An 18456-nucleotide genomic window follows, 5' to 3' on the forward strand; every position below is an offset into this window, starting at 1 on the left:
GAACGCACCCCGGTGCCCAACAGCTCCAAGGAGCCAACTTATGGATGCAAGTGCCATCAACATCGCCATCGTGGTGGTGTACCTCCTCGCCATGCTGGCCTTCGGCTGGTGGGGCAAGTCCCGCACCCGGAACAACAGCGACTTCCTGGTGGCCGGCCGCCGCCTGGGCCCCTTCCTCTACACCGGCACCATGGCCGCCGTCGTCCTGGGCGGAGCCTCCACCGTGGGCGGTGTGGGGCTTGGCTACAAGTTCGGCATCTCAGGCATGTGGCTTGTGGTGGCCATCGGCGCCGGCGTCCTGCTCCTGAGCCTGCTCTTCGCCGGGACCATCCAGAAGCTGAAGATCTACACCGTGTCCCAGATGCTCACCCTCCGCTACGGAAGCCGGGCCACGGAAGCGTCGGGCATCGTCATGCTCGCCTACACCCTGATGCTTTGCGCCACCTCCACCGGCGCCTATGCCACCATCTTCGTTGTCCTCTTCGGCCTGGACCGCGCGCTGGCCATCGCCATCGGCGGCGCGATCGTGCTGGTGTACTCCACCATCGGCGGCATGTGGTCCATCACGCTGGCCGACCAGGTCCAGTTCGTCATCAAGACGGTGGGCATCTTCTTCCTGATGCTTCCCTTCACCCTGAACGCCGCCGGCGGCCTCGACGGCATCCGCAGCCGCGTGGATGCCAGCTTCTTCCAGATCGATGGCATCGGCGTGCAGACCATCATCACCTACTTCGTGGTCTACACCCTGGGCCTGCTGATCGGCCAGGACATCTGGCAGCGCGTGTTCACCGCCAAGACTCCCAAAGTGGCACGGTGGGGCGGCGCCACGGCAGGCATCTACTGCATCCTCTACGGCGTCGCCGGCGCGCTCATCGGCATGGCCGCCAACGTTGCCCTGTCCAACGTCAGGATAGCGGCGAAGGATGACGTCTACGCCGAGGTCGCCCAGAACATCCTGCCCGTCGGCATCGGCGGCCTGGTCCTGGCCGCCGCCGTCGCAGCCATGATGTCCACCGCGTCCGGCGCCCTCATCGCCGCCGCCACCGTGGCCCGCGCCGACGTCCTGCCGTTCGTGGCCGGCTGGTTCGGCAAAACCGTCAACACCGGCGACACGGAGAACCCGGAGCATGATGTGAAAGCCAACCGCATCTGGGTCCTGGCCCTCGGCATCGTGGCCATCGTCATCGCCATCATCACCAAGGACGTCGTCGCGGCCCTGACCATCGCCTACGACATCCTGGTGGGCGGGCTCCTGGTGGCCATCCTCGGCGGCCTGGCCTGGAAGCGCGGCACCGGGCTGGGCGCCGCCGCGTCCATGGCTGTCGGCTCGGTGGTGACCTTGGGAACCATGATCATCCTGGAGATCAACGCCGAAGCCCCGCTGGACGGCGTCTACGCCAACGAGCCCATCTACTACGGGTTGGTGGCCTCTGCGGTGGTGTATGTGGCGGTCTCGCTGCTCACCCCGCCCACCGATTCCCGGGTGATGCACGCCTGGCAGCGCCGCGTCTCGGGCCAGGACGCCCCCGAAACCCCTGAGGAAGTGCTCGCCGCCAACTAGCGGCAGCTGCCCCGGGCGCGGACCGCGGCGGGGTCCCTGGAACGGGCGGGCGTTAAAACGACGGCGGCGCCTCCTTTCGCAGTTCAGCGAAAGGAGGCGCCGTCGTCGTAAGTCCTACTCCCCTGTGTCGCGGGGCTCATCATCGTCGAGTGGAACCTCGCGGTCCTCGGCATCGATGACCACCGGCGGCGCCTGGACCACCGGCTCCTCCTCGTCGAGGAACTCGTCCTCGGCGTCCCAGTCGGCATCGTCTACCGGTGCATCCTCGGCGTAGTCGTAGGCGGGATCCGCCTCTACGGCATCCAGGTGCGGCATGTCCGGGTGTTGTCCGGTGGTGCTCATGATTGAACCTCCGTCTGTTCGCCTGACGTGCTCTTACAGGTAGGCGCGGGCAGCGCCACACCTTCATCACAGCACCGGGCAGGCGGGCGGGTCAATAGCCGCGCCGAGCCATTCGGCCACCCCCGGGAGGGGCGGAAAGGCGCCCGCGGGGGCCTGCAAAAGTGGACATGCCGGCGTCAGGAAATGAGGCTTACCGAAACCCCGGAGCGAGGTTCGCCAGCCGAAAAAGCGCGGAAATCCGCAGTAGGCTGGCAGGGCAAAGGCGCCGAAAACATGCCCTTTCCAGTCCAGGAGTACCAGTGTCGCAGCACGCCCAGCCCGAGTCCCACAGCGCGCCCGAGGAGGCAACCCGGACCCAGCCCTCGCCGGCGAACATCAAGCGGTGGCGGCAGTACCTGGCCGATGAGCGCGCCGAGGCGGCGGTCTACCGTGACCTTGCCCAAAACCGCGAGGGCGAGGAGCGCGACATCCTGCTGGCCCTGGCCGAGGCGGAGGGCCGGCACGAGGCACACTGGCTGGCACTGCTCGGGGAGCACGCGGGCAAACCGAAGAAGGCGTCGGGCAGGAGCCGGTTCCTGGGGTTCCTGGCGAGGCATTTCGGCTCCGTTTTCGTGCTGGCACTCGCGCAGCGGGCGGAAGGCCGGTCCCCTTACGCCAAGGACCCCAACGCAACCGACGCCATGGCTGCCGATGAGCAGATCCATGAGGAGGTGGTCCGCGGCCTAGCGACCCGCGGGCGCAGCCGTTTGGCTGGCACATTCCGGGCGGCGGTCTTTGGCGCCAACGACGGCCTGGTCAGCAACCTTTCCCTGGTGATGGGCATGGCGGCCTCGGGTGTGGCCAGCAGCGTGGTGCTGCTCAGCGGGATCGCCGGCCTCCTGGCCGGTGCCATGTCCATGGGCGCCGGCGAGTTTATCTCCGTCCGGTCCCAGCGCGAACTGCTGGCGGCCACCCGCCCCACCCAGGTCACCCTGGCGGCCGCGCCCAACCTGGACCTTGAACACAACGAACTCCTCCTGGTGTACCTGGCCCGGGGGATGTCGCGCGAAGCCGCGGAGCACCGCGTGGCCGAGCGCATGGGCCTGCTGTCCTGCGACTGCGACCCCAGCCTTTCCCTGCAGCCGGAACTGCCGGACGACGGGGACCAGCATGAGGCGGTCGGCACCGCATGGGGGGCCGCGCTGTCCAGCTTCTGCTTCTTCGCCTCCGGCGCCATCGTCCCCATCCTGCCGTTCCTGTTCGGCTTGACCGGCGTTCCCGCCCTGGTGGCGGCCGGGGCCCTGGTGGGCATCGCGCTGCTGGCAACCGGTGGCACCGTTGGCCTGCTGTCCGGCACGTCACCGCTGACCCGCGGCCTGCGCCAGCTTGCGATCGGCCTGGGCGCGGCGGCGGTCACGTACGTGCTGGGCCTGGTCTTCGGCACGGTAGTCGGCTAGCCCCGGCGCAGCACCTCGACGGCTTCGTCCACCGAGTCCACCAGGAAGATGCAGTCCGCCATGGCCCGGCCGGCCGCGAGGCTGCGCAGCATGGGCCAGGCCGGATACTCCTCTTCCCAGTGCCGCCGCCCCACCAGCACCATCGGGGCCACCTTTTCGCGGGCTCCGTAGTAGTTTTCGCAGGCGTCCTGGAAGATCTCCTGGACGGTCCCGGCAGCCCCGGGCAGGAACACGATGCCACCGTGGCACAGCTCCAGCAGGATGGCCTCGCGGATGGCGTTGGCGAAGTATTTGGCGATGTGCGTGGCGAAGTAGTTGGGCGGCTCATGCCCATAGAACCACGTGGGGATCCCCAGCGACGGCGTCCCGCTGGGATGGCGTTCGACGACGGCCGCGGCCGCACGCGCCCACGCGGACACCGAGGGACGGAACCCCGGGACGGCGGCGAGCGTGCCCAGCGCCGCCTCCACCTCGCCGTCGGACGCCCGGCTCAGGTAGGCACCCAGGTTCGCTGCCTCCATGGCCCCCGGGCCGCCGCCGGTGGCGACGGCATGGCCGTCCCGGGCAAGGAGCCTTCCAAGCCGCGCCGCCCGGGCGAAATCTGCGCTGCCGCGCGGTGCTGCATGGCCGCCCATAACGCCCACGATCGAGTCCCGGGTCCAGGGCGCGGACCGGGTCAGCTCGTCCAGCGCGTCGCCGATCGCATGGTCGTGCAGGGCCGAGGCCAGGGTGGAGTCCACCCGGTGCCGCTGGCCGGGCTGGACGCTCCAGTGGTAGATGCGGGCGTCCGGCAGTTCCTCGTAGGGTGACGTTGCGAGCCCGGCGTACAGTTCCGCCGGAGAGTAGAGGCTGGCGCGGTAAGGATCGAAGGGCACGCCCACCAGCTTCGGGAAGATCAGTGCGCCCCGGCTGCGGAGGTTGCCCTCCATGCCCTCATCGAAGGTGCAGCCGAGGAACATCGCGCCCTCGACGTTCACCTTCTTAAGCGCCGCTGCCCGCCCCCGCAGGTCAAGTGACTGGGCGTGCCAGCCGTGCAGGTTGACGGCGCCCGCAGCCACCAGGCGGTCGAAGCTGGCGAGGTCCTGCACTTCGAGGTTGCGCGGGCGCGGGCCCAGGCTGCCGGCGAAATTCACGGCTGCTTCCCGGTGCAGGTCATGAAGTTAGCCTAGGCCACCAACCGCAAAAGCGGGGCCGGACGCTGCGCCCCCCGGTAGGAGGTCAGTGTCCGGCCCCGCCATGTTGCGGAGGGGATGGTCAGCCGGTGATCTTTGCCGGCGCTTCGCCGCCGCGGAAGTGCGCCTCAAGGTCCTCCAGCGAGTGGCCCTTCGTTTCGGGGACAAACTTGATGACGAACACCAGGGATGCGATGTTCACCAGGACGAACAGGCCGAACGTTCCGGTGGAGCCCAGGGCGTTGACCACGATCGGGAACAGGAAGGAGATGGCGGCATTGACGGTCCAGAGGGCGAAGACCGCGATGCCCATGGCGAAGCCGCGGATGGCCAGCGGGAACATTTCCGAGAGCAGGAGCCAGACGCAGGTTCCGATGAAGCACTGGACGAAGGCGACGAACAGCATCATCGCGGCGAGGATGGTGTAGCTGGCCAGGTCGGACTGCGGCAGGAGGAAGACGATCGCCAGCAAGGCCTGGGAACCCACCACTCCGGAGAAGCCAATCACCAGCATGCGGCGGCGGCCCACGAAACCGAGGAGCCAGATGCCCAGGATGGTCATGAGGACGGAGGTGACGCCGACGCCGATGGTGGCAACGAGCGAGGCGCTGACGCCGAGCCCGCTCTTCTCCAGGATGGTGGGGGCGTAGTAGTTCACGGTGTTGATGCCGGTGGCCTGCTGGACGGTGGCCAGGCCGATGCCGATCCAGAGCAGGCGGCGCATCCAGGGGTTGTTCTTCAGGTCCTGCAGCGCGTGGCCGCGCTCTTCCTTGGCGGTCCGGGCCGCGGCGGCGATTTCCTCGAACTCTGCGGCAGCTTCTTCTGGGCTGCGGCTCAGGTTCAGGACGCGGCGGCTGTCCTCGAGGCGGCCGCGGATGGCGTACCAGCGCGGGGATTCGGGAAGCATGAGCATTCCGGCGAGCAGGGCGACGGCGGGAACGGAGGCGATACCCAGCATGGTGCGCCAGACCTCGTTGTCGTGGATGAGGGCATCCAGGAGGGCGTTGATCGCGAAGGCTAGCATCTGGCCGGTGACGATCATGAGTTCGTTGATGGTCACCATCCGGCCGCGCATATTGGCAGGTGCCATTTCCGCCAGGTACAGCGGGCAGGTGACGGCGGCGGCGCCGACGCCCAGGCCCAGCACGATGCGGGCGGCGATCATGAAGGCCACGGTGGGGGCAAGGGCGCAGCCGATGGCTCCGAGCAGGAACAGCAGGGCGCAGACGCGCAGGGAACCGCGGCGGCCCAGCTTGTCCGCCATGCGTCCACCGGTCAGGGCGCCGACGGCGGCACCGGGGAACAGCAGGGCGCTCACCACGGTTGCTTCCTCGACGGCAGTCATGTTGAGGGAGTCGTTCATGTACAGCAGGGCGCCGGAGATCACGCCGGTGTCGTAACCAAAGAGCAGGCCGCCCAGGGTGGAGATGACAGTGAGCCGGGCGAGGTAGCCGCGGCGCCGCGCGCCGGTGGTGCCGATGGTTTGTTTCTGCAACAGCATTGTTGCCTCTCAGATTCTCTCGGGGACCGGAAACCGGTCAGGAATGTGATGCGTGCCACTGACTTTAGAGCGCTCTAATAGCTGCCGTCAAGGGAAAGTCTTAATGTCAGCACAATTTAATTCCGGCAGCCGAGATGCGCCCGGCGGACAGCACCCCTTGACCCGCCCCCTACGCCTGCTACGATCGAGAAGGAAAGTATGTCCTATCAAGCGAACATATAACAGCAAAGTGCAGTCGCCGCCCGAACGGGCGGCGCCACAGAGACCGAACATGAGGGAACGCACCGTGGCGAACAATCTGGGACTCACGATTGACCGCTCCTCGCCCGTGCCCCTGTACCACCAGGTGGTCCAGGGCATCGAGGCCGCGATCTACAGCGGGGTGCTGGAACCGGGCAGCCGGCTGGACAACGAAATCGACCTCGCGGCCCAGCTGAACCTGTCCCGCCCCACCATGCGCAAGGCCATGGACGAACTGGTCCGGTCCGGGCTCCTGGTGCGCAAGCGCGGCGTGGGAACCCAGGTGGTCTCCAGCCAGGTGCGGCGCCCGCTGGAACTCTCCAGCCTCTACGACGACCTGACCAACAACGGCAAGAAGCCCACCACCGATGTCCTCAGCTTCTCGCACGTCGAGGCGGACGAGGCAATCCTGGCCACGCTGCAGCTGCCCGCCGGGTCGAAGGTCTACCACTTCACCCGGCTGCGGAAAGTGGGCGGAAAGCCACTGGCACTCATGGAGAACTGGGTGCGCGATGACATCGCCGACATGGATGAAGCCACTCTTGGCGCCGAAGGCCTCTACTCGATCCTCCGGCGCGGAGGCGTGAACTTCCGCCTGGCCACACAGCGGATTGGCGCCATGACCGCCAACGACTACCAGGCTTCCATGCTGGACGCCGCGCCGGGCTCGGCGCTGGTCACCATGGAACGTACTGCCGTGGACGACACCGGCCGGCGCGTGGAAACAGGACACCACGTGTACCGCGCCGACTCCTACAGCTTTGAAATGACACTCGTACAGCGCTAGCGCAAAGGAACACCTGCATGACCAACTGGGTCTACCCCCTGGGCACGGCCGCCGACGGCGCATGGGACGTCTCGATCGGGGCCGCCGACTCCTCCCTCACCGTGGACGGGTGGGCACACACCGGACTGAAGGTGGCCACGCTTCCGGCCGGGGCCGCCGTCGAACTTCCCGCAGCGGATGAGGAACGCATTGTGGTGCCGCTCAACGGATCCTTCACGGTCACCGTGGACGGCACGGAGTACCCGCTCGCCGGCCGCCCGTCCGTTTTCTCCGGCCCCAGCGACGTGCTCTACTCGGGCATGGGCCGCGCCGTCAGCATCAGCTCTGCCGGCGGCGGCCGGGTCGCGGTCGCCACGGCCCCCGCGAAGGCGTCCTACCCCACCCGCCTGGTCCCGGCCGCGGAGACCCCGGTGGAGCTGCGTGGTGCCGGGAACTGCTCGCGCCAGGTCCACAACTTCGGCACTCCGGCCGCACTGGAGGCGGACCGCTTCATCGTCTGCGAAGTCCTCACGCCCGCCGGGAACTGGTCCTCCTACCCCCCGCACAAGCACGACGAGGAGAAGGACGGCGAAACTTCCCTCGAGGAGATCTACTACTTCGAAACCCAGGTGGCGGCAGGATCTCCGGCACCCGCCGATGCGGATGCCATTGGCTACCAGCGCGTTTACGCCTCGGATGAGCGGCCCATCGACGTCTCGGCAGAGGTCCGCAGCGGCGACGTCGTCCTGGTCCCCTACGGCTGGCACGGCCCCGCGATGGCAGCACCCGGCTACGATCTCTACTACCTCAACGTCATGGCCGGCCCCGGCCCCGTGCGGGAATGGCTGATCAGCGACGACCCGCACCACGGCTGGGTACGCCAGACCTGGGACAGCCAGAACATCGACCCGCGCCTGCCGTTCGGCTCCTGACGCAGTTGCGCGGAGAGGCGGCGGCGGGCTGGCATAGTGGGGTTTTGTGAAACAGACTTCCCCCTCGCCGCGGTCGGTGACCATGGAGGACGTGGCCCGCGACGCCGGGGTGAGCCGCGCCCTGGTGTCCCTGGTGATGCGCGACTCCCCCAATGTTTCGCCCGCCAAACGGACGGCAGTGCTGGAAAGCGCTGCCGCCCTGGGCTACTCCCCCAACAGGCTGGCCAGCCGCCTGGCCAGCCATCGGACCAACACGCTGGGGGTCCTCTTCCTGGACCTGCACAACTCAGTCTTCGCTGATATCTACGACGGACTGGCTGAAGGCCTGGCCGGCAGCGGCAACCAGGTGATGGTCGCCGTCGGCTCCGCGGACCCGCGGACCGAGCTGGAAGCCGTCCGCTCCTTCGTGGACCTGCGCGTGGACGGGGTCTTGCTGGCCGGCTATACCGGCACGCCGGAAGAACTGGCGGCCGCCCTGCGCGGGACCCCCGCCGTCGTCATCACCCGGGAGATGGAGGTCGACGGCGTCTCTTCCGTCCTGACCGACGACTTCCGCTCCGGGGTGCTTGCCGTGGAGCACCTGTACGCCCTGGGCCACCGGCGCATCGCGCACGTGGACATCTCCGACTGGTTGCCGTACACGGAGCGGCGTGAGGGCTACCTGCATGCCATGAACGAACACGGCCTGGAGCCGCAGCTGGTCCACAGTGACATGACCGAACGCGGCGGCCGGGCCGTGATGGAACAGTTCCTGGATTCGGGGGCGCAACTGCCCACGGCCGTCTTTGCCCACAACGACCTCACGGCCATCGGCATCATGGAGGCCATTGCCACGCACGGGCTGAGGGTCCCGGACGATGTGGCGATCGTGGGCTGCGACAACATCGAGCTGGCCGCCTCGCCCCTCATTGGACTGACGTCCATCGACCAGCACGCCGGGGAACTCGGCCGGGTGGCGGCGCAGGTCATGCTCGACCGGCTTGCTGGTTCCGCCGGCCCTGCCGTCACGCGCAAGCTCGAACCGGCCCTGGTGGTCCGGAGCTCCTCAAATCCCGGCGCGGGACCCTAGCCACCCACGGCAAGGTCCCGCACCAGGAGTTTCAGCGCACGCCCGCCGTGGCTTGTTCCACCCTCACCGGGACACCGCTGGCCAGCGATTCCTGGGCGGCGTCCGCCACCCGGGAGGCGGCCACGGCGTCCTCCGGTGTGCAGGGGTTGTCACGCTGGCCAAGGACAAGCTCAACGAACGCGGCCATTTCGGACCGGTAGGCCTGGTCAAAGCGCTCGGCGAAGGTCCTGTGCGGCTCACCGGACGGGAACCCCACGCCGGGCTCGGCCGACGCCATGGCGGTTTTTTCATCCAGGCCCACCGTCAGCGATCCCTTGGAACCCTGGATTTCCAGGCGGACGTCGTGGCCGGCCCCGTTGTAACGCGTCGCTGAGACGGTGCCCACGGTGCCGTCGTCGAACGTCACGAGCGCGAGCGCTGTGTCCACGTCCCCCACAGCGCCGATGGCCGGGTCCCCGTTGTTGGAGCCCTTCGCGTACACCTCAACGATCTCCCGGCCCGTCAGCCAGCGGAGGATGTCAAAATCGTGGACGGAACAGTCGCGGAACAGGCCCCCTGAGGTGGCCAGGAACTCCACAGGAGGCGGTGCCATGTCACAGGTGACGGCCCGCAGCGAGTGGATCCAGCCCAGTTCCCCGGCCTGGTATGCCCGCTTGGCTTCCAGGTAGCCGGCATCAAGGCGGCGCTGGTGGCCGATCTGGACCACACCGTGCTTGCTGCGGATGTAATCCAGCACGGGCAGGGCATCCGCCACATTCATTGCCACCGGTTTCTCGCAAAATACCGGGATGCCCGCGTCCACGCCCGCCTTGATCAGCCCGGGATGGGTGGCGGTGCCTGTGGCCACCACCAGGCCATCGATGCCGGAGGCAAGGAGGGCTTCGACGGACGGAAGAAACTCGGCGCCCAGGCCGGCTGCCACCGTCCGTGCGTGCTCTTCGGCCACGTCCGTTAGCCGGAGCCTGACGTTGATGCCCTTGGGGTTCAGCACCCCGTTGAGGCCCGCGATGTTGCCGGCGTGCATCACACCGATCCGGCCCACGCCTACCAGGCCAAGGGTTACATCCTTCATTGTTTTTCCTCTGCATAGACGGTAAAGGCGGTCCGGAAGGCGTCGAGGGCTGCGGCGCTGCCGTCCCTGGCCCACGCCTCCATGCCCACTGTGCCGTGGTAGCCGGCATCGGCGAGGGCCCGGGCAACGGCTGCGTAGTTGATTTCTCCGGTTCCGGGCTCGCAGCGGCCGGGCACATCCGCAACCTGGACTTCACCGATGTGCGGCAGGGCCGATCTCACGAGTTCGATGAGGTTCCCCTCCCCCAGCTGCGCGTGGTACAGGTCCAGCATCAGTTTGGCGTTCGGGTGCCCGGCAGCCTCCACCAGTGCGAGGGTGTCCTTGGCCCGCGCCAGCGGGATGCCGGGGTGGTCAAGGATGGTATTCAGGTTCTCCAGGCAGAACGTCACACCGTGTTTTTCGCCCAGGGCGCCAAGCCGCTGCAGGGTTCTGGCGCCCGTGGCCCACATGCGGCCGGTGGAGCGGTACACCGGGCGGGCGGCGCGGCCTTCCACCAGTTCAGCCGGGTGCACCACCATGCGGCTGACGCCCAGTTCGAGGGCGGTGGGGATCAGCGATTCAGCCGTCCGCACCACCTCATCGGCCGTGTCCGGGTCCACCAGGCTGCCCGATACGTAGCCCGTCATGGAGGAGAAGACCGCCCCGGTAGCCTTCAGCGCCTGGATGTCCTTTCCGCGCGAGTCCCAGAGTTCGACGTCGAATCCCGCCTCATGGATCCTGCGCACCCGTTCCACAAACGGCAGGTCCAGGAAGACCATCTCGGCGCAAACTGCCAGGCGCATTAGACGGCTGCCTTCCCGGCGACGGCAACAGGGGCGCCGCTTTTGACGGACTCGATGCAGGCCAGCGCCATTGCCAGGGCGCGGCGGGCGTCGGCAGCGCCCGGCGTCAGGGTGAAACCGGACGACGGCGATGGCACGCCGCCGTCGCGCCGGGCACGGACCGCCTCGGCGAAGTCCGCCAGTTCGTCCGTGTAGGCCTGGCGGAAGAGTTCGACGTTGAGCCGCGGGGTGTCCGCGGACAGCCCCTCTGCGGTGTAGCGGCGGGCGGCCGTCTCCGTGGCCCGGCCGGCCTGGACCATGCCCTTGGAGCCGAAGACTTCGCCGCGGATGTCGTACCCGTACAGCGCACTGAAGTTCGCCTCGGCCACCGCCAACGCACCGTTGCTGTACCTGATCGTCACCACCGCTGTATCCAGGAACCCCTGGTCACGGAGCGAGGGCTCCACGAGCGCATCGGCCACCGCGTAAACCTCCACGGGTTCGGCCCCTTCGTTGAACCAGTTGAGGGTGTCGAAGTCGTGGATGAGGGTTTCGAGGAAGATGGTCCAGGCCGGGACCCTGGCGGCATGGGGGATGCTTCCGTTCCCCGGATCACGGGTCAGCGAGCGCAGGAGTTGCGGGGTCCCGGCGATGCCCGCGGCGAGGTCCTTCTTTGCTGCCTGGAAATCTTCGGCGTAACGGCGGTTGAATCCGATCTGGAAGTGCACGCCGGCAGCGTCCACGGCTGCCAAGGCGGCGTCGAGTTCCGCCAGCCCCTGGCCGCCCGGCTTTTCGCAGAAAACGTGTTTCCCGGCGGCGGCCGCCTGGGTGATAAGTGCCGAGTGGAACCGTGCCGGGCTGGCGATGATTACGGCGTCAACCTCCGGATCCGCGAAGATGTCGTCGGCGCTGGCCGTGACCTTGGTGGTGCCCAGTTCCAGGGCAAGGCTCCGGGCGGACTCGATGTTGGGGTCGGCAATGGCCGCCAGGACCGCGCCGGGGACGCGGCGGGCAACGCTGTCGGCATGGAATGCGCCCATCCAGCCGGAGCCGATGAGCCCTATCCGTACCGGTACCGGGACTGCCGTGGGGTTCTGGGTGATGTAAGCCAAGGGCTCATCCTTTCGGGTGTGTGAAGAGACGGTTAAGCGGGGGGTCATTCGCCTGGAAAGCTAATGCCGAGCCGGCGCCGGATTTGGTCGGCGGCTTCCATGGTCCGGATGGAGGCCGCGAGTGGGCGCTGGGGGCTTTCTGCCTGTCCGGCCGCGATGCAACGGGCCACTGCTGCGGCTTCGAAATGCAGGCCCTCGAAGTGCCCGCCCGCCGGCTCGCTGTAGCGCCGCCGTGTCCCGTCGGGGAAACGCAGCTCGAAACCGCCGGGCATGTTGAATGGTCCGTCCATGGTCAGTGTTGCCTGGGAGCCGACAATGGTGGCAGCCGTGGGGGTGAAATTATGCAGCTGCGTGTTCATGACTGCCTGGCTGCCGCCCGGGAAGTGCATGATCGCCGAAAGCTGCGCGATAACCCCGGACTCGTGCTGCTGGCCAATGACATGCATCTGCTCCGGGGAGCCCAGGATTTCGGTGATAAGCGCCAAGGGATAGGTCCCGAGGTCCAGCAACGGACCCCCGGCCAACGCTGGATCAAAGATGCGGTGGCTGCGGTCGAAGTACTCGCCGTATTCCGCCAGCACAGTGGTCACGGCCCCCAGCGTCCCGGCTTGGAGGATCTGCCGGATGACGTCGAATTTAGGGAGGAAGAAACTCCACATCGCCTCGGCGGCGAAGACGCCGGCGGACCCGGCCCGCGCGGCGATGTCCCGTGCCTGGTCCGCATTGAGCCCTAGGGGTTTTTCGATCAGGACGTGTTTGCCTGCTTCGAGCGCGAGCAGGGCTGCGCTGTGGTGGAAATTGTGCGGTGTGGCGACATAAACAATGTCGATATCGGGAGCCGCTGCGAGCTCCTCGTAACTTCCGTACGCGGCCGGCACGCCAAACTTCCCGGCAAACTCTTTGGAGCGGGCCACGGAGCGGGAGCCGACGGCGGCAATCACCTGGCGGGAATGCGCCTGCACTGACTCCGTGAACCGCTCTGCAATCCACCCGGGCCCCATGATTCCCCACCGCAGGGAGGGTGCGTCCTTCGAATCCGGGACGCGCGATGCCGGCATGACGGGAACGGCCATCAGTAGATTACTTTCGTGAAGGCTCCGTCACTGTGCAGCGACCGGATCATGGCCTGGGCAACCTGCGATGCCCGCAGGCCGTCTTCTCCGGTGGCGAGCGGTGCGGGCTCGCCCCTTTCGAGGGAGGAAATCCAGGTCTGGAGCTGCAGCCGGTAGGCGTCGGCGAAACGCGGGCGCCAGTCAGCAGGGATATCGGCCGTGCGGTGGCCCTCGCGTTGGACCACCAGGGCTGCGGGTTCGGGCAGGGCAGCGGTGCCACCCTCGGAAACAACTTCGCACCCGGTGGTATAGCCGTACTGCGAGTTCAGGAACAGTTCCAGGGTCGCCAGGGTTCCGTCGGCCGTCCGGAGGAGCATCACGGCAGGGTCCTGCAGTTCTCCGGGACTGTGCCGCGAGCTGCGCCCCGCCTGCCATGCAACTTCGGTGATTGGCGAGTCCAGCAGCCCGGGGATGATATCGAACTCGTGGATGGCCGAATTGGTGATGGCCGTTTCCGAGCTGGTGCCGGGGCCCGAGGCTACCGTGCGGCTGGTGCAGTGGACAATCAGGGGTTCGCCGTGGCTCCGAAGCCGCGTGGATTCGCGGAGGGCGGCGTAGCCAGGATCGAAGCGCCTCATAAAGCCCATGGACAGCAGCCTGGCACCGGTCGCCGCGACGATGTCCGCCTCAGCTTCCACCACGTCAAGGCTCTCCAGGAGCGTCGGGGCCAGCGGCTTTTCACAAAGCACGGGCGTCATCGCTTCGAAGCATTCCAGCACCAGTCCGGCGTGGGTGGAGTCGTGCGAAGCGACAACGACGGCGTCCACCTCGCTGGAGTTGATCAGCTCCGAGGGGTCCGTCGTGGTCCGGGCCGACGGCGGCGCACCAGCAGCTGCGCGTCCGGCGTCGAGGTCTGCCACGAAGGTGACTTCCGCACCGTTGACGGTGGCGGAAAGGTTCCTGATATGGTCTGCGCCCATAATGCCGGCGCCAATGACGCCCACCCGGATCGGCATGCTGTTTCCTGTCTAATGTTCAGTGCGCACACGAATGGCAGAGCGAGGGGGCCCATCGGGCATTTGCCGTCGGGCCCCCGGCGGGGTGCTACACGTGCCGCGGGCTGCTTTCCTTGGCAGATTCCGCGATTTCAGTGACGTCGGCAACCTCGGCCTGGACTTCCTTGACGATGTCGCCGTGGCCGCCGAGCTGTTCGAGCTCGTGGGCAAGTTCGGCAAGTTCCGCGCCGCCAGCCATTTGGGCCGTGAGCTCGTCCAGCGTGATGTCCTTTTTGTCGTAGTAGCCGATGGATTTGCCCCGCTTGAGCAGGAGGAACCGGTCGCCCACGGGGAAGGCGTGGTGCGGGTTGTGGGTGATGAAGATGACCCCGAGGCCCCGGTCCCTCGCCTGGAGGATGTAGCGCAAAACTACGCCCGACTGCTTGACGCCCAGGGCCGCCGTCGGCTCGTCCAGGATCAGGACCTTGGCTCCGAAGTACACTGCCCGGGCAATGGCCACACACTGGCGCTCGCCGCCAGAAAGCTGGCCGATGGGCTGCTCCACATCGCGCAGGTCGATGCCCATGTCGGCGAGCTCTTTCTTGGTGATGTCCTTCATCTTCTGGACATCGAGGCTCTTGAACGGGCCGAACCCGGTGGTGAGCTCCGAGCCGAGGAAGAAGTTCCGCCAGATGGGCATCAGGGAAACCACCGCGAGGTCCTGGTAGACCGTCGCGATGCCGACATCGAGGGCATCGCGAGGGGAACTGAATTTCCGTTCGTCACCCATGACGTACAGTGAGCCTTCGTCGTGCTGGTGCAGGCCCGCGATGATCTTGATCAGCGTGGACTTACCGGCGCCGTTGTCTCCCAGAACGCACGTGACGCGGCCGTTGTCCACGGCCATGGTAACGTCACGAAGGGCAATGATGTTGCCGTAGTGCTTCCCTACACCTTCCAGGGAGAGCAAATGAACAGGGGTGTGCGTCAGCGGATCCTTTTCGTTCTTGAGCAGGGTCTGCTGGTCGATTGCTTTGGCGTTCATTTCCTTCGCCCCTTACTTCAGTTCCGCGCGGCGCTTGACGATGAGGTTGACGATGGTAGCCAGCAGAAGCATCAGGCCGAGGAAGAACTTGAACCAGTCCGGGTTCCACTGCGCGTAGACAATGCCTTTGTTGGCCATGCCAAAGATGAAGGCACCGATCGCACCTCCCACGGCTGAACCGTAGCCACCGGTGAGGAGGCAGCCGCCGATCACGGCGGCGATGATGTAGAGGAATTCGTTGCCCACGCCCTCGCCCGACTGCACGGCGTCGAAGGCGAACAGGTTGTGCATGCCGAGGATCCAACCGCAGAACCCGACCGCCATGAACAGCCCGATCTTGGTCTTCGTCACGGGCACGCCCACGGCGCGTGCGGAGTCGGCGTTGCCGCCCACTGCGAAGATCCAGTTGCCCACCTTGGTGCGCAGCAGTACCCAGGATGCGATGGCAACCAGGATGATCCAGAAGAACACGGTGATTTTGACTTCAACGCCACCGATGCTGATCGACGAGGCGAACACGGCACGGGCCGATTCGAAGCCGTCCAGCTTGGAAATGGACGGCGAGGACACGCTGCCGCCAATAAGCCTGGTGAATGCCAGATTCAGGCCGGTAAGCATCAGGAACGTCGCGAGGGTGACGATGAAGCTGGGAAGCTTGGTCTTGATCAGGATCCAGCCGTTGATGAACCCGATGGCCAGCGAGACTGCGAGCGCCAAGGCAACGCCTACCCACGCGTTCATGGAGAAATTCCAGCTGAAAAGGGATGCGGTCAGCGCTGATGAGATCACGGCCACGCCGGTGGAAAGGTCAAATTCGCCGCCTATCATCAGCAGCGACACACCGACGGCCATGATCCCGATGGTGGAGCTGCCGTAAAGAATGGTTGCCAGGGCGTTGGGCTGGGTGAAGGTCGAAGAAACCAGCGCGAAGAAAACGAACAGGACCACTGCTCCTACGAGAGCGCCAACTTCAGGGCGGCCCAGGAGCTTCTGGAACGGGTTCCGTTGTCCGACTCGCTCATCGCCGCGCGGCCCGGCTGCTGCGGCTGGTGCCGGAGGCAGGGTTGCTGTATTTGCCATTGGAAGAACTCCTTGTTGGTCAGGCCGTGCGGCGGATACCCTCCGCACGGCCTGAGTCCTGGATCTAGCGGACGCCCTGCTGGGCGAATTTGAGGACGTCTGAAGCGTTCGACTTATCGACAATGGTCGGGCCGGTCAGGACAGGCTGTCCACCGCCGAGCTTGAAGCCGCCGCGCTTTGCCTGCCACAGGGAATCAATCGACATGTAGCCCTGGAGCCACGGCTGCTGGTCCACGGTGAAGATCACGGCACCATCCACGATCTTCTGCGCGAGATCTGCGTTCAGGTCGAAGCTGGCAACCTTCGAAGAGCTGCCGGCATCCGCGACGGACTTGAGCAGCGTCAGGGTGATCGGTGCGCCCAGGCCAATGATGACGTCGGCATCCTTGGCGGCCTGGAGCTTCGCGGTGGCGGTGGACTGGACTGCGGTCATGTCTTTGCCGTCGACGTACAGTATCTCCGCTCCCGGAACTTTGGCCTTGACGCCTGCGCAGCGTGCTTCCAGACCAACGTGGCCCTGCTGCTGAATTACGCATACGGGGTGCTTGAAGCCCTCGGCGGCCAACCGGGTCCCCACGGCCTCGCCGGCGAGTTTCTCGTTGGACCCGAAGTGGGTAAATGCGCCGAGCTGTGACGAGATGCTCTCGCCTGCATTGAGGCTCACCACCGGGATGCCGGCATCAGTGGCCTTCTTCAGGACGTCCTTCAGGGCATCCGGGGTGGCGAGGGTGACGGCGATGCCATCGACCTTCTGGTCGATTGCCTGCTGGACGAGCTGCGCCTGGCGACCGGCTTCAGGATCGCTGGTGTAGAGGAGCTCAACGTTGTCTTTAGCCGATGCTTCCTCCGCCCCCTTGCGGACGATGTCCCAGAAGGTGTCGCCTGCTGCTGCATGGGTGATCAGGGCCACCTTGATGCGGGCGGTGGTTGCCACCTGCCCCGAGGAGCCGGAGTTTGCAGTGTCTGCCGACTTGCCTCCGCCGCTGGAGCAAGCGCTCAGTGCCAGCATCGGAACGACGGCCGCCACGAGGGTCGCCTTCCGCCAGGAAAACTTCTTCACGATATATCTCCTTTGATAAGGGTTGCGGCCCTGCCTCTCTGCAGGAACTCGAGGCCCTCTACAGAGATCATGGGTGATCGGGATCACCCATGTCAAGACTTTGTCCTGACATTAGTATGTTTTTACTTCAAAGAAGATGGTTGGGCGCTTGAGGACGGCGCAGTGGCTGTAGTCGAGCGGACCATCAGGGCAGGATCGATCAGGGTCCGCTGAGGTACGGCGGCAGGATCCTCAAGCCTGGCCAGCAGACGGCGCGCGACCTCAATACCCACAAGATCACTGCGATTATCCACGGAGGTGATGTCCAGGTACCGCGACTTGGCCAGTTGTGAGTTGTCGTATCCGATGACGGAAATCTCATGCGGGACCGACAGTCCGCGGACCCTGATGGCCCCGAGGGCGCCCACTGCCATGGTGTCGTTTGCTGCAAAAATGGCAGTCGTGTCCGGATGGTGCTCCAGCAGCCAGCGTGCCGATTCGTAACCGTCCTCTTCAGACGTGCCCCCTGCCTCCCCGACGACGCAAACCTCGACACCAGCCTCCCGGAGATGCCCAGTAAAGCCGGCCCTTCGGTGGGCAGCGGCACCACCGGACCCGGACAGGTGCCCGATCCTGGTGTGTCCGAGGTCCAACAGGTGGGCGGCGGCCATGGCGCCCCCGGCGTCGTCATCATTCGTTACCAGGTCCATGCCCTCAGGCACGCCGTTTCGCCAGCCTGCCACGATAGTGGGCACCCCCGCACCGGTCAGCATGGACAAAGTGGGCTCGGCAGCAATGACCAGGCCATCAACGTGCATGGCCAGCAGTCCGTCCACAGCCTCGCTGATACGGTTTGCGCCAGGGCGGGAATCGGCCAGCATCACCTGGTAGCCACCCTCCGTCAGCACGGATTCCATACCCCGCAGCAGATCGACAAACCAAAGGTTCCGGTAGTCATCTATGACAAGTCCTATGCTCTTTGTCCGGCTGCTGGCTAGCGTCGTGGCTGCCCGGCTGGGACGGTAGCCAAGTTCCGAGATCGCCGCCTGCACTGCATTGCGGCGCTTCTCGCTAACGCGCACCGGATTCTGCAGCACCAGCGAAACCAGCGATGGCGAGACTCCCGCATGCTTGGCCACGTCATAGATGGTGGGGCGCCGGTTCGTGAGGCGATCATGCGTCATGGAAATGCCTTTCTTCTCTCGGTTGAGAATATCCCGGTGAACGATTGACAGGACATATGGACATGGATACGCTCAAGGTCAGCGCAAAAATTGTAGC

General features: G+C 66.2%; 17 protein-coding genes. 5 read left to right on the forward strand and 12 right to left on the reverse strand.

The window, feature by feature from the left end:
* Nucleotides 1-40 precede the first annotated feature (40 nt).
* Nucleotides 41-1561 (forward strand): sodium:solute symporter family protein, encoded by a 1521-nt coding sequence (locus tag AC2JAJ_RS03320; RefSeq protein WP_473693776.1) that lies wholly within the window; start codon nucleotides 41-43, stop codon nucleotides 1559-1561.
* A gap of 114 nt (nucleotides 1562-1675) precedes the next feature.
* Here AC2JAJ_RS03320 and AC2JAJ_RS03325 read toward each other — a convergent pair whose 3' ends face one another.
* Nucleotides 1676-1903: a hypothetical protein gene (locus AC2JAJ_RS03325; protein ID WP_221387079.1), complete on the reverse strand. Its 228-nt coding sequence runs from the start codon at nucleotides 1901-1903 to the stop codon at nucleotides 1676-1678.
* Between the two features lie 299 nt (nucleotides 1904-2202).
* Between AC2JAJ_RS03325 and AC2JAJ_RS03330 the strand changes: the two genes are divergently transcribed.
* Complete coding sequence (locus tag AC2JAJ_RS03330; RefSeq protein WP_221387080.1) at nucleotides 2203-3339, forward strand: VIT1/CCC1 transporter family protein; 1137 nt, start codon at nucleotides 2203-2205, stop codon at nucleotides 3337-3339.
* Here AC2JAJ_RS03330 and AC2JAJ_RS03335 read toward each other — a convergent pair.
* Both AC2JAJ_RS03335 and AC2JAJ_RS03340 read right to left on the reverse strand, forming a co-directional pair.
* A complete protein-coding gene (locus AC2JAJ_RS03335) occupies nucleotides 3336-4472 on the reverse strand; it encodes an LOG family protein (RefSeq protein ID WP_486414267.1) in 1137 nt (378 codons plus the stop codon). The two genes, AC2JAJ_RS03330 and AC2JAJ_RS03335, sit on opposite strands and share 4 nt — an antisense overlap.
* Nucleotides 4473-4593: 121 nt before the next feature.
* Nucleotides 4594-6012 carry a sugar porter family MFS transporter gene (locus AC2JAJ_RS03340; protein ID WP_486414266.1) on the reverse strand — a complete coding sequence of 473 codons (1419 nt, stop codon included), beginning with the start codon at nucleotides 6010-6012 and terminating at the stop codon, nucleotides 4594-4596.
* A gap of 286 nt (nucleotides 6013-6298) precedes the next feature.
* On the opposite strand from AC2JAJ_RS03340, the gene AC2JAJ_RS03345 reads away from it, so the two are divergent.
* From AC2JAJ_RS03345 to AC2JAJ_RS03355, 3 genes are read left to right on the forward strand one after another with little or no spacing between them, the layout of a single operon-like run.
* Nucleotides 6299-7039, forward strand: coding sequence for a GntR family transcriptional regulator (locus tag AC2JAJ_RS03345; protein ID WP_461858750.1), 741 nt, complete (start codon nucleotides 6299-6301; stop codon nucleotides 7037-7039).
* A 17-nt stretch (nucleotides 7040-7056) separates the two neighbouring features.
* On the forward strand, nucleotides 7057-7950 hold the full coding sequence (iolB, locus tag AC2JAJ_RS03350; protein ID WP_486414265.1) for a 5-deoxy-glucuronate isomerase: 894 nt from the start codon (nucleotides 7057-7059) through the stop codon (nucleotides 7948-7950).
* A gap of 46 nt (nucleotides 7951-7996) precedes the next feature.
* Nucleotides 7997-9019 (forward strand): LacI family DNA-binding transcriptional regulator, encoded by a 1023-nt coding sequence (locus AC2JAJ_RS03355; protein ID WP_486414264.1) that lies wholly within the window; start codon nucleotides 7997-7999, stop codon nucleotides 9017-9019.
* Nucleotides 9020-9050: 31 nt separating this feature from the next.
* Here the strand turns inward: AC2JAJ_RS03355 and AC2JAJ_RS03360 are convergent, their stop codons facing one another.
* From AC2JAJ_RS03360 to AC2JAJ_RS03400, 9 genes are all read right to left on the reverse strand, one after another.
* The gene (locus tag AC2JAJ_RS03360) at nucleotides 9051-10091 is read right to left on the reverse strand and encodes a Gfo/Idh/MocA family oxidoreductase (protein WP_486414263.1); all 1041 of its coding nucleotides are present in this window, start codon (nucleotides 10089-10091) and stop codon (nucleotides 9051-9053) included.
* The gene (locus AC2JAJ_RS03365) at nucleotides 10088-10873 is read right to left on the reverse strand and encodes a TIM barrel protein (protein ID WP_321215434.1); all 786 of its coding nucleotides are present in this window, start codon (nucleotides 10871-10873) and stop codon (nucleotides 10088-10090) included. The genes AC2JAJ_RS03360 and AC2JAJ_RS03365 overlap by 4 nt, the downstream gene beginning before the upstream one ends.
* Nucleotides 10873-11964 carry a Gfo/Idh/MocA family oxidoreductase gene (locus AC2JAJ_RS03370; RefSeq protein ID WP_486414262.1) on the reverse strand — a complete coding sequence of 364 codons (1092 nt, stop codon included), beginning with the start codon at nucleotides 11962-11964 and terminating at the stop codon, nucleotides 10873-10875. The genes AC2JAJ_RS03365 and AC2JAJ_RS03370 overlap by 1 nt, the downstream gene beginning before the upstream one ends.
* Before the next feature lie 44 nt (nucleotides 11965-12008).
* Nucleotides 12009-13037 carry a Gfo/Idh/MocA family oxidoreductase gene (locus AC2JAJ_RS03375; protein ID WP_501053357.1) on the reverse strand — a complete coding sequence of 343 codons (1029 nt, stop codon included), beginning with the start codon at nucleotides 13035-13037 and terminating at the stop codon, nucleotides 12009-12011.
* Nucleotides 13037-14032, reverse strand: a complete 996-nt coding sequence (locus tag AC2JAJ_RS03380; protein ID WP_486414260.1) for a Gfo/Idh/MocA family oxidoreductase — start codon at nucleotides 14030-14032, stop codon at nucleotides 13037-13039. The genes AC2JAJ_RS03375 and AC2JAJ_RS03380 overlap by 1 nt, the downstream gene beginning before the upstream one ends.
* Before the next feature lie 88 nt (nucleotides 14033-14120).
* Nucleotides 14121-15056 (reverse strand): ATP-binding cassette domain-containing protein, encoded by a 936-nt coding sequence (locus AC2JAJ_RS03385; protein WP_157239006.1) that lies wholly within the window; start codon nucleotides 15054-15056, stop codon nucleotides 14121-14123.
* A gap of 12 nt (nucleotides 15057-15068) precedes the next feature.
* Nucleotides 15069-16136 (reverse strand): ABC transporter permease, encoded by a 1068-nt coding sequence (locus AC2JAJ_RS03390; protein ID WP_486414259.1) that lies wholly within the window; start codon nucleotides 16134-16136, stop codon nucleotides 15069-15071.
* 64 nt (nucleotides 16137-16200) lie between these two features.
* Nucleotides 16201-17196 (reverse strand): substrate-binding domain-containing protein, encoded by a 996-nt coding sequence (locus AC2JAJ_RS03395; RefSeq protein WP_321215430.1) that lies wholly within the window; start codon nucleotides 17194-17196, stop codon nucleotides 16201-16203.
* Between the two features lie 122 nt (nucleotides 17197-17318).
* The gene (locus AC2JAJ_RS03400; protein ID WP_321215429.1) at nucleotides 17319-18359 is read right to left on the reverse strand and encodes a LacI family DNA-binding transcriptional regulator; all 1041 of its coding nucleotides are present in this window, start codon (nucleotides 18357-18359) and stop codon (nucleotides 17319-17321) included.
* Between the last annotated feature and the right edge of the window lie 97 nt (nucleotides 18360-18456).

This window comes from Arthrobacter sp. MOO21 (genome assembly GCF_057369995.2).